The organism is Flavobacterium cheniae (assembly GCF_004363695.1).
Taxonomy (GTDB): Bacteria; Bacteroidota; Bacteroidia; order Flavobacteriales; family Flavobacteriaceae; genus Flavobacterium; species Flavobacterium cheniae.
Genome location: NZ_SNZC01000001.1, coordinates 248,808 through 265,760, shown reverse-complemented (window position 1 = coordinate 265,760; position 16,953 = coordinate 248,808). Strand labels below are relative to the sequence as shown.

The 16,953-nt window shown below is 32.0% G+C and carries 15 protein-coding genes; 11 read left to right on the top strand and 4 right to left on the bottom strand.

What is annotated here, in order from left to right:
* Positions 1-38 precede the first annotated feature (38 nt).
* On the bottom strand, positions 39-2,300 hold the full coding sequence (locus tag C8D80_RS01260) for a T9SS type A sorting domain-containing protein (protein WP_133606549.1): 2,262 nt from the start codon (positions 2,298-2,300) through the stop codon (positions 39-41).
* A 107-nt stretch (positions 2,301-2,407) separates the two neighbouring features.
* Here C8D80_RS01260 and C8D80_RS01255 point away from each other — a divergent pair, with 107 nt between their 5' ends.
* The 7 genes from C8D80_RS01255 to C8D80_RS01225 all read left to right on the top strand — a co-directional run bounded on the left by C8D80_RS01255 (position 2,408) and on the right by C8D80_RS01225 (position 10,160).
* Positions 2,408-3,166, top strand: coding sequence for a Rossmann-like and DUF2520 domain-containing protein (locus C8D80_RS01255; RefSeq protein WP_133606547.1), 759 nt, complete (start codon positions 2,408-2,410; stop codon positions 3,164-3,166).
* Positions 3,150-3,677 (top strand): KdsC family phosphatase, encoded by a 528-nt coding sequence (locus tag C8D80_RS01250; protein ID WP_133606545.1) that lies wholly within the window; start codon positions 3,150-3,152, stop codon positions 3,675-3,677. Before C8D80_RS01255 ends, C8D80_RS01250 begins: the two co-directional genes overlap by 17 nt.
* Before the next feature lie 173 nt (positions 3,678-3,850).
* Positions 3,851-4,723: a geranylgeranylglycerol-phosphate geranylgeranyltransferase gene (locus C8D80_RS01245; protein WP_242004796.1), complete on the top strand. Its 873-nt coding sequence runs from the start codon at positions 3,851-3,853 to the stop codon at positions 4,721-4,723.
* Complete coding sequence (locus C8D80_RS01240; protein WP_133606541.1) at positions 4,716-5,300, top strand: Maf-like protein; 585 nt, start codon at positions 4,716-4,718, stop codon at positions 5,298-5,300. Before C8D80_RS01245 ends, C8D80_RS01240 begins: the two co-directional genes overlap by 8 nt.
* Positions 5,293-5,829, top strand: coding sequence for a mechanosensitive ion channel family protein (locus C8D80_RS01235; protein ID WP_133606539.1), 537 nt, complete (start codon positions 5,293-5,295; stop codon positions 5,827-5,829). Before C8D80_RS01240 ends, C8D80_RS01235 begins: the two co-directional genes overlap by 8 nt.
* Positions 5,830-5,913: 84 nt before the next feature.
* Complete coding sequence (locus C8D80_RS01230; RefSeq protein WP_133606537.1) at positions 5,914-8,361, top strand: PIG-L family deacetylase; 2,448 nt, start codon at positions 5,914-5,916, stop codon at positions 8,359-8,361.
* A 113-nt stretch (positions 8,362-8,474) separates the two neighbouring features.
* Complete coding sequence (locus C8D80_RS01225; protein WP_133606535.1) at positions 8,475-10,160, top strand: sodium:solute symporter; 1,686 nt, start codon at positions 8,475-8,477, stop codon at positions 10,158-10,160.
* Between the two features lie 51 nt (positions 10,161-10,211).
* Here the strand turns inward: C8D80_RS01225 and C8D80_RS01220 are convergent, their stop codons facing one another.
* On the bottom strand, positions 10,212-11,063 hold the full coding sequence (locus tag C8D80_RS01220) for a DUF2911 domain-containing protein (protein ID WP_133606533.1): 852 nt from the start codon (positions 11,061-11,063) through the stop codon (positions 10,212-10,214).
* 135 nt (positions 11,064-11,198) lie between these two features.
* Here C8D80_RS01220 and C8D80_RS01215 point away from each other — a divergent pair, with 135 nt between their 5' ends.
* The 4 genes from C8D80_RS01215 to C8D80_RS01200 all read left to right on the top strand — a co-directional run bounded on the left by C8D80_RS01215 (position 11,199) and on the right by C8D80_RS01200 (position 15,233).
* Positions 11,199-11,666 carry an SRPBCC family protein gene (locus C8D80_RS01215; RefSeq protein ID WP_133606531.1) on the top strand — a complete coding sequence of 156 codons (468 nt, stop codon included), beginning with the start codon at positions 11,199-11,201 and terminating at the stop codon, positions 11,664-11,666.
* 4 nt (positions 11,667-11,670) lie between these two features.
* A complete protein-coding gene (locus C8D80_RS01210; protein WP_133606529.1) occupies positions 11,671-12,369 on the top strand; it encodes an SDR family NAD(P)-dependent oxidoreductase in 699 nt (232 codons plus the stop codon).
* 78 nt (positions 12,370-12,447) lie between these two features.
* Positions 12,448-13,734, top strand: a complete 1,287-nt coding sequence (locus C8D80_RS01205; RefSeq protein WP_133606528.1) for a cryptochrome/photolyase family protein — start codon at positions 12,448-12,450, stop codon at positions 13,732-13,734.
* A gap of 38 nt (positions 13,735-13,772) precedes the next feature.
* Positions 13,773-15,233 (top strand): FAD-binding domain-containing protein, encoded by a 1,461-nt coding sequence (locus C8D80_RS01200; protein WP_133606526.1) that lies wholly within the window; start codon positions 13,773-13,775, stop codon positions 15,231-15,233.
* Here C8D80_RS01200 and C8D80_RS01195 read toward each other — a convergent pair.
* On the bottom strand, positions 15,230-15,886 hold the full coding sequence (locus tag C8D80_RS01195; protein ID WP_133606524.1) for an HAD family hydrolase: 657 nt from the start codon (positions 15,884-15,886) through the stop codon (positions 15,230-15,232). The two genes, C8D80_RS01200 and C8D80_RS01195, sit on opposite strands and share 4 nt — an antisense overlap.
* A 110-nt stretch (positions 15,887-15,996) precedes the next feature.
* Positions 15,997-16,902 (bottom strand): ribonuclease Z, encoded by a 906-nt coding sequence (locus C8D80_RS01190; RefSeq protein WP_133606522.1) that lies wholly within the window; start codon positions 16,900-16,902, stop codon positions 15,997-15,999.
* Positions 16,903-16,953: the final 51 nt, after the last annotated feature.

The following is a 16,953-nucleotide window of genomic DNA, read 5'->3' as shown; positions in this document are numbered from 1 at the left end:
TATTATTTATATGAATGTCAAAGCTGAGCTTGTCGAAACTATTCTTTCACAAACTTCGCATTAGCACTACCCTTTTCTGTATTCACTTTTACGAAATACGTTCCTGACGCTAAATTAGCAACATCAACTGCATTTACAGCATTTGTAACCGCCATAACAATTTGCCCTAATTGATTGTAAATTTCAATCGAATTGATTGCTAATCCTTGCTTAGTTTGAATATTCAAAACGTCTTTTGCTGGGTTTGGATATAAAGTAAAATAAGTTCCAAAATCAAAATCTTGAGTACTTAAAGCAGCAACAGTTGTTGTATACGTATTAGTTGTGATTGGGAAATTATAATCAAAATAAATGTTGGCGTTATTGGTAAAAGTATCACCTAAAACTAAAGTTGGTTTTGTTTTAATTTTAAATATTACATAACCATCATTGGTAGCATCATTGAAATCTAAGTTGATGTTTTCAAAAATGAATTCCACTTTGTTTCCATTAATTCTGGTATAAAAATCATGACTACTTTTCAATGGAACCAAAGTTGCAATATCAAACTTATTCAAGTCAATCATATCTTTAACAACAATATTTTCTGCAGGGAAAGTCCCTGTATTTTCAAAACGAATTACATAATGTACATAATTACCAACTTCAGTTGGTGTAATAGTGGTTCCTTCTAAACAAGTCTTATCATTTGGATCGTATGAGCCGACTACGATTTGTTTTAATGCTGAAATATTATCGTATTGTATCTCATCATTAGTAAAAGGAGTAATTTCAGCTAGAAAATTTATTTGATCTCCATTGTTAACCGCTGGTATTTCCATAGGTGAATTTACGTTTAATACTAATGCTATTTCTCTGGTTTCAAAAGGTTGTAAATTAGTATAATTCCAAGTAAAACTATTCGCAGCAGAACTATTATAAACTGGATTTGCAGTAACATAATCCAATCTTGCATCATCAAAAGTAAATGAAATACTACCATTTTCAATTTGATTTCCTTTATTACTATAAACTAGTTTATAATTAGCATCAAAACCTGGACGTGCTGGAACGGTTGGCAATATTATAACTTCAACATCATGATGAACTCCACTTGCTGTTACACAAAAATCTTGCGTAAACGGACTTGCTTGTGTTGGGAAATTCGCAGTAAAACTAGCTGGTGAAATGTTGAAATAGTTTGGATTTTCGAGGTTTGGAGTAATGGTATGATTTCCTGCTTGTACAGGAATATGATAATTTCCTGTTTGATTTGAAATCATAGAACCTAAATTAGTTCCATTAGCAATATTAAATCTTAAGTTAGAATAATTAATATCCGAAACATCACAACCATTATTGTTTGAATCTAATTTTGTAGTTCCTGAAATTTCATAGAATGTTCCACCTGGTGTGAAGGAGCAATAATCATTTACATGACAATTTATAAGATTATAACTATTTACTTTTTGTTGAACCATATTGATATCTTCAATATCTGCACATACATAAATAAGATTAGGATTATAAGCAAAAATTAAAGTATTTCCATTATTTGATGTGTAATAATCCCAAATAACATTGTTGTTTTTTAAGAAAAGATAAATAAGCTGATTATACGAACAATCTAAATATTCTAAATTTTTATTTTTTGAAACATCCAATTCTACTATCTGATTTGATAAACAAGATAAATATTTTAGCTCTAAATTATTTGTCAAATTTAACTCTGTTATTTGATTATAATTAATTATAAGAGATTCAAGGTTTCTATTAGACGTCAAATCTAAATTTGTTAATTGATTTGTTGAACAAAAAAGATAATTTAAAGCTGTATTTTGTGTTAAATCAATAGCTACAAGATTATTATTATAACAATGTAATTGAGTTAAATTTAAACATTGTGATAAAATCAAGCTATTTATTTGATTGTAAGAACATTGCAAATATTTAACTTCTGTATTTTGAGTCAAGTCCAAACTTTGTACATTATTACCCTCACAATTAAAAAACTCTAGATTCACGAAAGCTTCTAATCCAACCAAACTAGTTATATTTGAATATGGGACTTGTAAGAATTTAATTAACTGAGCTTCGGTAATTTGTATTTCTCCATCTCCATTAATATCAATAGCATTGTAAGAAGAAACTGACCATGAATTTGATGATGAATTATAGATTGGAGTTTCTGTAGAAGCAAAAACATTACCCGAACTTGTACTCAAAAGTTTAGCCTTAAAATTAGCATCTGGAATATTCACAATCTGTGAATTAGATAAAAAACCAATCGTCAAAAAGAATAAAAAGTAAAATTTTTTCATTTGTAAGAAATTAATGAAACAAAAGTAATATAATTCCTTACATATCAAAGAATAATCTAATCCTATTTAGATTACAAAATTTCCTCAAAATTCACTATTTTAGCGCCATGATAAAAGTCGTTTTAATCGGTTCAGGAAATGTGGCGCAACACTTAATTCAAGTATTGATGCAAGCTAAAAATGTGAATTTGGTGCAAGCGTTTGCTCGTAATCCAATTCATTTATCCCATTTATTACCAGCAACCAAAATTACTTCTGATTATCAAGAAATTAAAGAAGCTGATTTGTACATTATTTCGGTTTCAGATAACGCTATTGCGGAAGTTTCAGCACAATTACCTTTTGAAAATCGTTTGGTGGTGCATACTTCGGGTTCATCTGCAATTTCTGTTTTGAATGATAAGAATCGAAAAGGCGTTTTTTATCCGCTTCAAACCTTTACTAAAGGGAAAGAAATCGACTTCTCTCCTATTCCTATTTGCTTGGAAGCTGAAAATGAAGCTGATTACCAACTTTTAGAAAAATTAGGCAATTGTATTTCACAAAAAGTAGTTAGAATTACTTCAGAACAACGCAAAAGTTTGCACGTAGCTGCTGTTTTTGTTTGTAATTTTGTAAATCATTTGTACCTAATTGGAAATGAAATTTGCGAGGAAAATAACGTGCCATTTGAAGTATTGCATCCGTTAATTCAGGAAACGGCTCATAAAATCATGGAACTTTCACCAAGAGAAGCACAAACGGGTCCAGCCTTACGAAACGACACTAAAACCATTGAAAAACATTTAGATTTCTTAGAAAATCCCGAATATAAAAACCTATATCAATTACTTACACAATCGATACAACATGTCAAAAAGTTATAAAGAACTCATGAACGAAATCACCACTTTCATCTTCGACGTAGATGGAGTGTTAACCGATGGAACTATTCACGTAACCCCAACAGGCGAAATGCTTCGTAATATGAACATTAGAGATGGTTATGCCATGAAAGCCGCTGTCGAAAATGGCTACACTGTTTGTATTATTTCAGGCGGAAGCAATGAAGGAGTTCGCGTTCGCTTGAGAAATTTGGGTATTACCGATATTCATCTGGGTGTTTCTGATAAAGTAGAAACGTTCAAAGAATTCTCAGATATTTACAATATCAAACCTGAAAACGTGTTATATATGGGTGACGATATTCCAGATTATCACGTAATGAAACTAGTAGGATTACCAACGTGTCCACAAAATGCTGTGCCAGAAATCAAAGGCTTGTCTAAATATATTTCGCACGTAGAAGGCGGAAAAGGTGCTGTTCGTGATGTCATAGAACAAGTAATGAAAGTACAAGGCAAATGGATGGAACATTTTGATGCGAAGTTTGATTAAAAGTTGATTTTTAACGCAAAGAACGCAAAGTCTCTTCGCAAATCCCGAAGCTTCGGGGCGCAAAAAAATCGGAAAAGTTCTGTGTAAAAACTTGAAACCTGAAACTTGAAACAAAAAAAAACATGAAATACTTAAAACTAATTCGATTCCAAAACTTACTAATGCTAGCCTTTATGCAATTAGTATTTCGTTATTTATTTTTAAAACAATCATATGTAGATTTAGCCTTAACCGATTTTAATTACATCTTGTTAATCTTTGCAACAGTGTGCATTGCAGCTGGTGGCTATGTCATCAATAATATTATGGATCAAGATACCGACGAAATTGCAAAACCTCAAAACCGCGTGGTTGGTGTTTCTATTTCGGAAACGGTGGCGTATAATTGGTACATAGGATTAACTATTGTTGGAGTTGGAATTGGGTTTTATCTTTCAAATGTTATTTACAAACCTACGTTTGCTTCGATGTTTATTTTAGTAGCCACATTGCTTTACATGTATGCTACAAGTTTTAAACAAATTCCAGTTCTTGGAAATGTAGTTGTGGCGTTAATGCTTTCTACAAGTATCATCATCATTGGACTATTTGACATTTTGCCTGCAATTGATGTGGATAACCGATTTAGAATGAAAGAAGCTTTTGATATTTTAATGCATTATGCCATTTTTGCTTTTATCATCAATTTAATTCGTGAAATTGTAAAAGATTTAGAAGATATAGATGGCGATTATCAATCGGGAATTAATACCTTACCTATTGCTATCGGAGTTCAAAAAACGAAGATAATTGTTGGTGTTTTAACTGTCCTTTCTATTGGGATTTTAGCCTATTATGTAAATTCTAATTTATTCGAATTGGATTATGTGGTATATTATGCAATGGTTCTAATCGTTGGACCACTAATTTATTTTGGAGTAAAACTTATAAATGCTGCAAATAAGAAAGAATTTCATCACTTGAGTTTGGTTTTGAAAATCATATTGTTTTTCGGAATTTTATCAGTTGCTGTTATCGTTTTCAATTTAAAATTAGCCAATGCTTAAAGAAAAACTAAATAAAATCAACATCATTCTAGCTTCGGGTTCACCAAGAAGACAGCAGTTTTTTAAGGAAATGGATTTGCATTACACCATTCGCCTAAAAGAAATTGAAGAAATCTATCCAGAACATTTACAAGCGGAAGAAATCACTAATTTCTTAGCCGAATTAAAAGCAAGTGCTTTCGAAAATGAATTGGAAGAAAACGATGTTTTAGTCACAAGTGATACCATTGTTTGGTTAAATGGAAAAGCTTTGGGCAAACCAAAGGATTATGATGATGCATTTAAAATGTTGCAACAATTGGCTAATCAAACGCATGAAGTAATTACTTCTGTTTGTTTGAAATCCATTGATAAAACTGATGTTTTTCATTGTGTTACCAAAGTTACTTTTGCTAATTTATCTGACGAAGCCATTACTTATTATTTAAATAATTACCAACCTTTTGATAAAGCCGGAAGCTACGGAATTCAAGATTGGATAGGTTTAATTGGAATTTCAAAAATTGAAGGTTCTTATACTAATGTTGTAGGTTTACCAACAGAAATGTTATTTCAAAAATTAATGAATTATGTTTGAATTAATAAATAATCCTTATTTAGACCAAGAAATAGCAACCATTGTAGTGTTATTTCTTTACTTTATATTAAGAGTTAGCTCAAAAAAACTAGTTCGAAAATACGCTACTTTAAACGAAGTTTTAGAACATCGTAGTAATCTAGTTATCAAGTATATTTACTTATTATTAGGCATTTTAGCGTTTATTTCTATTGTAATTATTTGGGGTGTAAAAAAAGATCAAATATTTCTATTTATTTCCTCTGTTTTTGCCGTTGCTGGAGTTGCTTCGTTTGCGCAATGGTCAATTTTGAGTAACATTACAGCTGGAATTATTTTATTTTTTTCTTATCCATTTAAAATTGGAGATAAAATTAGAATTCAAGATAAAGAAAATCCTGTAGAAGGTGAAATTCATGATATTAAAGCATTTTATGTAATTCTAAAAGCTGCAAATGGCGAAATTATAACATATCCAAACAATTTACTGATGCAAAAAGGGGTTTCTGTATTAAAGGATACTACTGAAGAAAAAGAATTTTTTGATTAAATCAACTTATAAAATAGTGTTAAAAAGGAAGTGATTAAAACTTCCTTTTTTTTATTTCCTTATTTTTGAAACAAAACCACTGCAATGAAAAGAAGCTTTACTTCAATATTTATATTTTTAATTTCAATAATCACATTTGCGCAAGCACCACAAAAACTGAACTCTGTTGAAATTTACGAACAAGTTCAAAAGCTTAATTTCTTAGGAAAAGTACTCTACGTAGCAGCACATCCTGATGATGAAAACACAAAACTTATCACCTATTTTTCAAATCATTACCACGCACAAACCGCTTATTTATCGTTAACGCGTGGCGATGGCGGGCAAAATTTAATTGGAACTGAATTACGAGAAAAGTTAGGAGCTATTAGAACTCAAGAATTATTAGCAGCCAGAAGAATTGATGGTGGCGAACAGTTTTTTACACGCGCCAACGATTTCGGATTTTCGAAAGAACCAAATGAAACTTTTGCCATTTGGAACAAAGAAGAAGTTATGGAAGATGTTATTCAAGTCATTGAAACTTTCCGTCCAGATATTATCGTAAACCGTTTTAGCCACAACACGCCTGGAACTACTCACGGACATCACACAGCTTCGGCTATGTTGAGTTTGGAAGCATATGATTTAGTAAAACACCAACCAAAACGCATCTTTTTCAACACGTCTTGGTGGTTTTATGGAAGTCAGGAAGCGTTTGATGCAGCTGATAAATCAAAATTATTAGCTATTAATTCCAATGTATTTTATCCATTAAAAGGAAAAAGTAACAACGAAATTGCGGCTTTGAGTAGAAGTCAGCACAAATGTCAAGGTTTTGGAACTTTAGGAAGTCGTGGCGACGAAACCGAATATTTAGAACTTTTAAAAGGTGATTTACCAAGTAATACCAATCTTTTTGAAGGAATTGACACGTCTTGGAATCGAGTAAAAGGTGGCAATGAAATTGGAAAAATTTTATACGAAATTGAAAAGAATTTCAACTTTGGAAATCCGTCAGTTCATATTCCGAATTTGATTAAAGCGTATGATTTGATTCAAAAACTAGAAGATTCGCATTGGAAAGACATCAAATCGAAACAAATTATTAAGATTATTGAAGCGTGTAGCGGTTTGTTTATGGAAGCCGTTGCCGATACTGAAACAACAACAAAAGATAGTAATTTCAATATTAATATTGAAGTCATTAACCGAAGTCAGTCGAATGCAAAATTGATTTCTGTTAAAGTGTTACAACTTCCATTAGAAACAAAAAATGCTGTTTTAAAAAACAACGAAAAAACAAGTTTCCAATTTAAGAATGTAATTATTGGCGAAAGTGTTGATTATTCCAACTTATTTTGGTTAAAAGAACAACAAACTGAAGGAATGTATCGTGTTTCGGATAAATCAATTCGAATTTTACCTGAAGTTTCATCAAATTTTCCAGTCGTTTTCACCATTGAAATTGAAGGAAAAACAATTGAATTTGTAAAGAATATTTGCTACAAATTCAACAATCCCGATGACGGAGAAACCTATGTTCCTTTTACCGTTTTACCTGATGTTACCACTAAAATTGAGCCTGAAGTTATAATTTTTAACGGAACACAATCCAAAGAAATTACGGTTTCGGTAAAAGCGCACAAAGCCAATGCAAAAGGAATTTTATCATTAAATATTCCAGCGGATTGGAAAGTAAATCCAAAAGAAATTCCATTTGAAATTACTACCAAAAACGAAGAGAAAAAATTCACGTTTACACTATATCCAACCAAACCCGAAATTGCTACAAAGTTGAGTGCAAAAGCTCAAATTGGTAATCAAACATTTGATGATAAATTAATTACGATTCAATATCCACATATTCCAAAACAAACCATTTTAGTACCTTCAGAATCTAAATTAGTCAAATTAGACATTGAAACTAAAGGCAAAAATATTGGTTACATTATGGGCGCTGGCGATGAAGTAAACAAGAATTTAGAAAATCTAGGATTCAAAGTTTCAACAATTAATCCGAACGAAATTTCAACAGAAAAACTACAACAATTTGATGCTATAATCTTAGGAATTAGAGCTTTTAATGTGGTTGATGAATTAAAATACAAAAATAAAATTTTGTTTCAATATGTAGAAAAAGGTGGTAATTTAATAATTCAATACAACACCACTAATAATTTGGTTACCAAAGAAATAGCACCTTACGAATTAGTGCTTTCTAGAGACCGTGTTACTGATGAAAATGCAAAGGTTACCTTCTTATCACCAAGTCATAAAGTACTAAATCAACCTAACAAAATCACTGAAAAAGATTTCACTGGTTGGGTACAAGAACAAGGTTTATACTATCCAAACAAATGGAGTTCAGAATTTATTCCTATTTTAGCTTCCAATGACGAAGGCGAATCTTCAAAAACAGGTGGTTTAGTAATTGCTAAATTTGGTAAAGGAAATTACATTTACACAGGTTTGAGTTTCTTTAGAGAACTACCAGAAGGCGTTAGTGGCGCTTATCGATTATTAGCAAACATGATTGCTTTAGATAAATAAAATAGTGATGGAACAACAAAAACACAAATGGAAAAAAAGTTATAGCATCGTATTGATTTTAAATGCTATATACATTTTAATTTTCTATTTACTAATGGAAATATACAACTAATATGGAAGTTTTAGATTGGATTGTATTATCCACTACCCTATTTTTTATCGTAATTTATGGAGCTTTAAAAACAAAAGGAAGCGCCAACGTAAAAGATTATTTATTAGACAACAACGAAACACCTTGGTTTACTGTTGGGGTTTCGGTTATGGCTACACAAGCAAGTGCCATTACTTTTTTATCTACACCCGGGCAAGCCTATCATGACGGAATGGGTTTTGTACAGTTCTATTTCGGTCTTCCATTAGCGATGATTGTAATTGCATATACTTTTATTCCAATTTATCACAGATTAAAAGTATATACGGCTTACGAATATTTAGAACAACGTTTTAATATTCAAACTCGAACGTTAGCGGCTATTTTATTCCTAATCCAAAGAGGTTTAGGAACCGGAATTACGATTTATGCTCCATCCATTATTTTGTCAGCACTTTTAGGTTGGAATTTGAATATGCTGAACATAATCATTGGAATTTTGGTAATTGTATACACTGTTACAGGTGGAACAAAAGCAGTGAATGTGACTCAAAAGCAACAAATGTTTGTGATTATGAGTGGTATGTTCATCATTTTCTTCTACATCTTAGCAAATTTACCTCAAGAAGTTGATTTTTCAAATGTATTACACATTGCTGGAGCCAATGGAAAAATGGATATTTTAGATTTTTCTTATAATCCAGAAACACGTTACACCTTTTGGAGTGGAATTACAGGAGGATTTTTTTTAATGCTTTCCTACTTCGGCACCGATCAATCACAAGTAGGTCGTTATCTTTCTGGAAAATCGGTAAAAGAAAGCCAAATGGGATTAATCATGAACGGATTGTTGAAAGTTCCGATGCAGTTTTTTATTCTTCTAACTGGAGTTTTGGTGTTTGTTTTCTTTCAATTTAATGATGCGCCTTTGCATTTTAACCCAACTAATGTTGAAAAAGTAAAAACATCTGAACAAAAAGAAGCGTATGAAAATTTAGAAAAAAAATTAACGGAATTAAACACCGATAAAAAAATTGTCAATCAAATCTATATTGAACAATTAAAACATAACGAATACGACAATCCGATTCTAAAAAAACAAATGGTGGCGCTTTCTTTAAAAGAGAAAGATTTAAGAGAAAAAGCCAAAGTGGTCATTTCTAAAGTAGACGAGAAAACCGAAACCAACGATAAAGATTATGTTTTTCTATATTTCATCTTAAACTATCTTCCAAAAGGACTTTTAGGATTGCTTTTAGCCGTTATCTTTAGCGCTGCCATGTCTTCAAGTGCTTCGGGTTTAAATTCCTTAGGTGCTACATCAGCTATTGATATTTACAAACGTAATGTCAATGCCAAATCTGACAAACATTATGTATATGCAACGCAATATTTCACCGTATTTTGGGGAATCGTCGCAATCGGATTTGCGTGTGTTAGTTCGTTGTTTGAAAACTTAATTCAGCTAGTAAACATAATTGGTTCTATTTTTTACGGAACTGTTTTAGGGATTTTCTTAATTGGATTCTATATCAATTATGTTAAAGGGAAAGCTGTTTTTATTGCGGCATGTATTAGTCAGACAGCAATTTTCTATATTTTTTACCTAGATGTTGTTGGTTACTTGTGGTTGAATTTTATTGGAGCTTTACTAACAATTGGATTATCATTAGTACTACAGAAAATATTTAATAAATCAGATATATAAAAAAAGTCCCGAAATATTTCGGGACTTTTCTTTTGAATTAACTCTTAACTATTATTTTGACCATTCAGCAATGCTGTCTTTGTTCATTTTTTCGTAATCGCCATTTCCTGCTTTGATTGATAATGCCAAAGATTCTTTTGCTGTAGCAATAGCACCTTTTTTATCACCAGATTTTGCTTGAATTAATGATTTTAATCTCAAATACCAAAAAGGAACATCTTGTCCTTTAGGAGAATTTGAAATAGCACTATTTACCCAAGACAACGCTTTAGTCATATCACCATTAGTTTGGTAAAAATATTGAGCTGCCGAAAAATAATCTCCTGCAGATGGACCTGCTAACGTTTTCTCAATACTCTTCATTGCAGCTTCTTGTGTAGGAACCGTAAATGGAATAGAAACAATTGTTCTTTCCCATGATAATTCTAATACTCCTGAATCATTTGATAAGTTATTCAAGAAAATAGTAAATGACTCAACTGATTTACTTAAAGTCTCTGGTTTAACAGACGTTTTTAAAGCTACTTTACTTTCATCCCAAGTTTCTGGTAAACCCCAGTTGTTTGTGTCTGTATAAAAAATCACATCCCAACTATCTGCTTTTGGTGTTGTAAATATGGCATATTTTCCTTTTTTCAATTCTTTTCCTGCAATAGTTACATTTTCACTAAATGAAATTGTTGTATTTGCATTTGCACCTGTTCTCCAATTTTTCCCAAAAGGAACTAAATCACCATAAACAGTTCTTCCTTTTGCACTTGGTCTTGAATATTCAATTTGAACATTTGTCAGACCTACAACTTGGTCAATTTTAGCTAATGGACTAGATTGAGGCGTCTTTACTTGCGCTTCTACAACAAAATTGGCTAATACTACGGCCAACATAACAATAATTTTTCTCATAGGTTTCGTTTTTAGATTTCCAAATTTACAAATTGTATTAGAATCAAATGTTAATATAAACTTAAATGAATAATTTTTTGTTTAATTTATAATTAAAAAGATTAAACAAATTTATATCTTTACAAAAAAAATAATATGAAAATATATCGACTACATACCAAACAAAACTTACCCATAACAATAGATGAAGCTTGGGATTTACTTTCGGATCCAAAGAAACTTCAAAAAATCACTCCAGAATATATGGGATTCAAAATTTTATCTGGAGCGGATAGACCTATGTTTCCAGGTCAAATTATACAATATATAGTAACACCGGTTTTAGGAATTCCAGCCAAATGGGTAACAGAAATTACTCATGTGGTAGATAAGCAGTATTTTGTAGATGAGCAACGTTTTGGCCCATATGCGCTTTGGCATCACAAACATTTCATCAAAGAAATTCCTGGTGGCGTGGAAATGGAAGATATTGTAGATTATAAAGTACCGATGGGAATTTTAGGTCAATTAGTTCATCCGTTTTTAGTAAAACCTAAATTGAATGAAATTTTTGAATACAGAAGAAAAAAATTAATTGAAATGTTTGGTGAATTTAAAGGATAAAAACATGAAAAACATATTATTAATAGGCGGTTCTTACGGAATAGGATTAGCCATTGCACAAGAACTTCAGAATGGAAACAATATTTTTGTTGCATCTAGAACGAATGAAAATTTATCAGGTTTAAATGTAACATATATTCCATTTGATGCTTCGACAGATACTTTAGATACATCAAAATTACCTGCAATTTTAGATGGTTTGGTATATTGTCCTGGAAGTATTAATTTACGTCCGTTTAGAGGATTAAAACCAGAAGCTTTTGAAGCAGATTTACAAATTAATTTCATTAGTTTAGTAAAAGTAATTCAAGCGGTTTTACCGAATTTAACAGCGGGTGAGCAATCTAGCATTGTGCTTTTTAGTAGTGTTGCTGCTTCTATGGGAATGCCGTTTCATACTAGTGTTGCCGCGGCAAAGGGCGCTATTGAAGGTTTTGCAAAAGCTTTAGCGGCAGAATATGCTCCAAAAATAAGAGTTAACGTAATTGCTCCATCATTAACTGATACGCCATTAGCCGATAAATTCTTAAACAACGAATCCAAACAAGAAAAATCGGCCGAGCGCCATCCGTTAAAACGATTTGGAAAGCCAGAAGACAGCGCTCAAATGGCAAGCTTTTTATTAAGTGATAAAAGTAGTTGGATCTCAGGACAAATTTTCCATGTTGATGGCGGAATGTCAACATTACTAGTAAACGGATAAAACAAATTCAAGAACAAGTTCAAGTTCAAGTACAAAAATCAAACTTGAAACCTGAAACTTGAAACAAATAAAAAACACATGAACATTTTTTGGTTTAGACGCGATTTAAGAATAGAAGACAACGTAGGCCTTTTTCATGCTTTAAGTAGTAATGAAGAAGTGTTACCAATTTTTATTTTTGACGAAATTATTTTGTCGGAACTTCCAAAAGATGATGCTCGCGTTACTTTTATTCACGAACAATTAGAGAAAATTCAGTCGGAATTGAATAAAATTGGAAAATCGTTAGCAGTTTTTCATGGAAACCCAATTGAAGTTTTTACCAAATTAATTTCCGAAAATAAAATTACGTCCGTATATACCAATCACGATTACGAACCTTATGCTCGCAAGCGCGACAAGGAAATGAATCAGTTATTTGTAGCTAATGGGATTTCTTTTTTAACTTCCAAAGATCAAGTGATTTTTGAGAAAAGTGAAGTCGTAAAAGACGATGGAAGTCCGTATGTGGTTTACACACCTTATTCTAAAAAATGGAAAGAGAATTTCAGAAAAATTAAGTTAGTTCATTACAATTCGGAAGATAAATTGGATAAGATTGAGAATCACTCCTACCCTTTTTTATCGTTGGCTGACATTGGTTTTGAAAAGTCAAAAATAAAAGTTTCACCATTTGATGTTTCCGAAAACTTAATTCAGAATTACGAAGCAACTCGGAATTTTCCTGCTTTAAACAAAACCTCTTATTTGGGAATTTATCTCAGATTTGGTGCGGTTTCTATTCGAAAAATGATTGCAAAAGCCATTGCAGAAAAAAACGAAACCTTTTGGAATGAATTGATTTGGCGTGAATTCTTCATGCAAATTTTATGGCATTTTCCATATACAAAAAATGCTAGTTTTAGACCAAAATACGATGCTATTACTTGGGATAACAATGAAGATTTATTTCAAAAATGGTGTCAAGGAAAAACAGGTTATCCGTTTGTTGATGCGGGAATGCGGGAATTAAACACAACTGGTCACATGCACAATCGCGTGCGTATGATTGTAGCAAGTTTCTTATGCAAACATTTACTAATTGATTGGCGTTGGGGCGAAACTTATTTTGCGCAAAAGCTATTAGATTACGAAATGGCAAGTAATGTTGGGAATTGGCAATGGGCCGCTGGTTCAGGAGTTGATGCTGCTCCGTATTTCCGAATTTTCAACCCAACAGAACAAATCAAGAAGTTTGATAAAGACTTAAAATATATTAAAAAATGGATTCCTGAATTGGAAACCCAATATTATCCAAAACCAATTGTAGACCACAAAGAAGCACGAGAACGTTGCTTAAAAGTGTATAAAGAAGCAGTTGGATAAAAATAGCGTTGCCCTAAACACTATAAAAAAACCTAAAAATGAAAGTTGTTTGGTTCAAGAGAGATTTGCGTTTGCACGATCATGAAGCCTTACATGAAGCCTTATCGACTTCGGGCAAAACTTTATTGCTTTATATTTTTGAACCTTCGTTGATGAAAGATTATCATTATAGTCAACGTCAATTCGATTTTATAAAACAATCATTAGAAGCGCTTCAAAAAGAATTACAAAAATATCACACACAAATTTTAATTGTTCAAGGCGAAGCGACTACCATTTTTAAAAAACTTTCCGAACAAATTGAAATTTCAACAGTTTATTCCCATCAAGAAACAGGAATAAAACTGACGTACGAAAGAGATTTAGCTGTGGCTGAATTGCTTAAAGAAAAAGGGATTGTTTGGAAAGAATTCATCACAAATGGTGTAATTCGTGGTATCAAAAACAGAAAAACGTGGAAAGAAGATTGGTATGATTATATGGATAAAGAGTGTTTACCATTTCAACCAACGCCAAGAAGTTTTGTGAAATACATTGAAATTGAAGAATTAGAAAATGCATTTGATATTCCTTCAATTAAAACAGTTCATAATCCAAATTTTCAAAAAGGTGGAGTTCCTACGGCAATGCGTTATATGCATTCTTTCTTTGAAGAACGTGTACAAAATTATAGCAATCATATTTCTAAACCCGAATTAGGCAGAAAAGGCTGTAGCCGATTATCACCATATATTGCTTGGGGAAATTTATCTATCAGACAAGTGTATACTAAAGCTTGGGAAATTCATCAACAAGGAAAATTCAAACGTCAGATTTCAAATTTTGCTTCACGCTTACGTTGGCAAGCTCATTTCATTCAGAAATTTGAAATGGAAAGTACTATGGAATTTATTGCTGTAAATAAAGGCTATCGCGATTTGAATCAAAGAGTTAACGAAAAATATCACAAGGCTTGGATAATTGGAAAAACAGGTGTTCCACTAGTTGATGCTTGCATGCGCTGCTTGAATACAACTGGCTATTTGAATTTTAGAATGCGCGCTTTGGTAGTTTCGTTTTACACGCATCATTTGTTCCAACCTTGGCAAAATTGTAGTCCGCATTTGGCTCAACAATTTTTGGATTTTGAACCTGGAATACATTATCCGCAAATTCAAATGCAAGCGGGCGTAACTGGAATTAATACGTTACGCGTTTATAATCCTGTGAAAAACTCTTACGAACACGATGCTGATGGCACTTTTATAAAAAAATGGATTCCTGAATTAGCGAATATTCCAGCAGAATTTATTCACGAACCTTGGAAATTAACTCCAATTGAACAAATGTTGTATGATTTTCAAATAGGTCGCGATTATCCTTCTCCTATTGTAAATTTGGAAGAAGCGCGTAAATTTTCAAGTGATTTCTTTTGGTCGATGCGAAAAGACGAATCGGTTAAAAAAGATAGCAAACGAATTGTTGAAAAACACACGTTTCAAGACAGAGAAATGAGTTAGTTTAAATCCCGAACTTTCTCAAAATTCAATTCGTTGAAATGACGAATAATGATATTGGCTTTTGATAAATCTTGGTCTTTCGAATGAAAACTATCGTAACCCACACAAAAAATTCCAGCTGAAACTGCGGCTTGAATTCCGTTGGTGCTGTCTTCAATTACGATACAATTTTCTTTTGGAGCAATTGATAAACTCGCAGCATGTTCAAAAATAGCAGGATGTGGTTTTGATTTCGGAAAATCTTCACCTGAAACAATATGCGTAAAATATTGATGCAAATTAAAACGGGTAAACACTCGGTTAATCGTAACATTTGACGCTGAAGAAGCAACAATCAATTGAATTCTATTTGCATGCAAATCTTTGATTAAATCTTCTACTCCTTCTATTAAATACAAATCTTCTTTTGAATCGAAAGCATCATTGAAAAGATTACGTTTGGTTAAAATCAAATCTTCAACCTCTTCAACTAAATTGAATTGTACTTTTAATTTCTGAAAAATATTACGAGTCGAATTTCCGGTAAACGAAGCATACATTTCGGAAGTAACTTCAATGTTTAATTGCTTAAAATGTTGGTGATACGCATAATGGTGAACCGGTTCGGTATCTACAATTACGCCATCCATATCAAAAATTACAGTTTGTATCATTATTATAATCGTTAAAATCTAAAATATTTTTTGGAACACAGATTAAAGAAATTATGAAAATTTTTAAAATTTCTCCAATCTGTGTTCCTAACATGTTATATCATTGAAAATTAGAATTCAAATTCTTTGCCATCATCGGCTAAAAGTACGTTGTAAAAAATAGTTTGTGCTTCTGTTTTAAAAGGTTCAATAGAACCGTAACGCGTGGAATAATGTCCTAAAATTAAGTTTTTCACATTAGCTAATTTCGCAATTTGAGCCGCTTCTTTTGCGGTAGCGTGTTTGGTTTTCTCAGTATATTGCATTTCCGAATCTAAGAAAGTTGATTCGTGATATAATACATCTACGTCTTTAATTATCGGAACAATGGATTCGTCATACAACGTATCGCTACAAAAAGCATAGCTCATAGGGGCATCTGGTGGAAACGAAAGTAATTCATTTGTAATCACTTCACCCGAATCTAAAGTTACATTACCGCCCGATTTAATTTTATCGAAATACACTTTTTCAATTTTGTATTTCGCAACCGCTTCAATATTCAAATGGCGTTTTCCTAGCTTTTCTTGAAACAAAAATCCGTTTGTATACACACGATGATTTAACGGAATCGTTTTTACGATTACCGTTTCATCTTCAAATACCACTTCACTTTCTTTGGATTCTAATTCATGGAAATATAAATTGTAACCCGTAAACGAACCCGAAGCACGCAATTGCAACAATATAATTTCTTTAATTCCTTTTGGACCATAAACGTGCAAATCATTTTCACGATTTAGCAACATAAAAGTCGAAATCAAACCAATTAATCCATAAAAATGATCGCCGTGAAGATGTGATATAAAGATATGATTAATGCGAGAAAACTTAATTTTATGCTTGCGCAATTGCACTTGTGTTCCTTCGCCACAATCTATTAGAAACAAATGGTTTTTTATGTCTAAAACTTGTGATGTTGGATTGGTTATGGTTCTTGGAGTAGCTGCGTAACAGCCGAGTATTTGTAGTTTCATTTCAATTGATAGTTGATAATGAATAATTAACAATTATCAGAATTATCAATT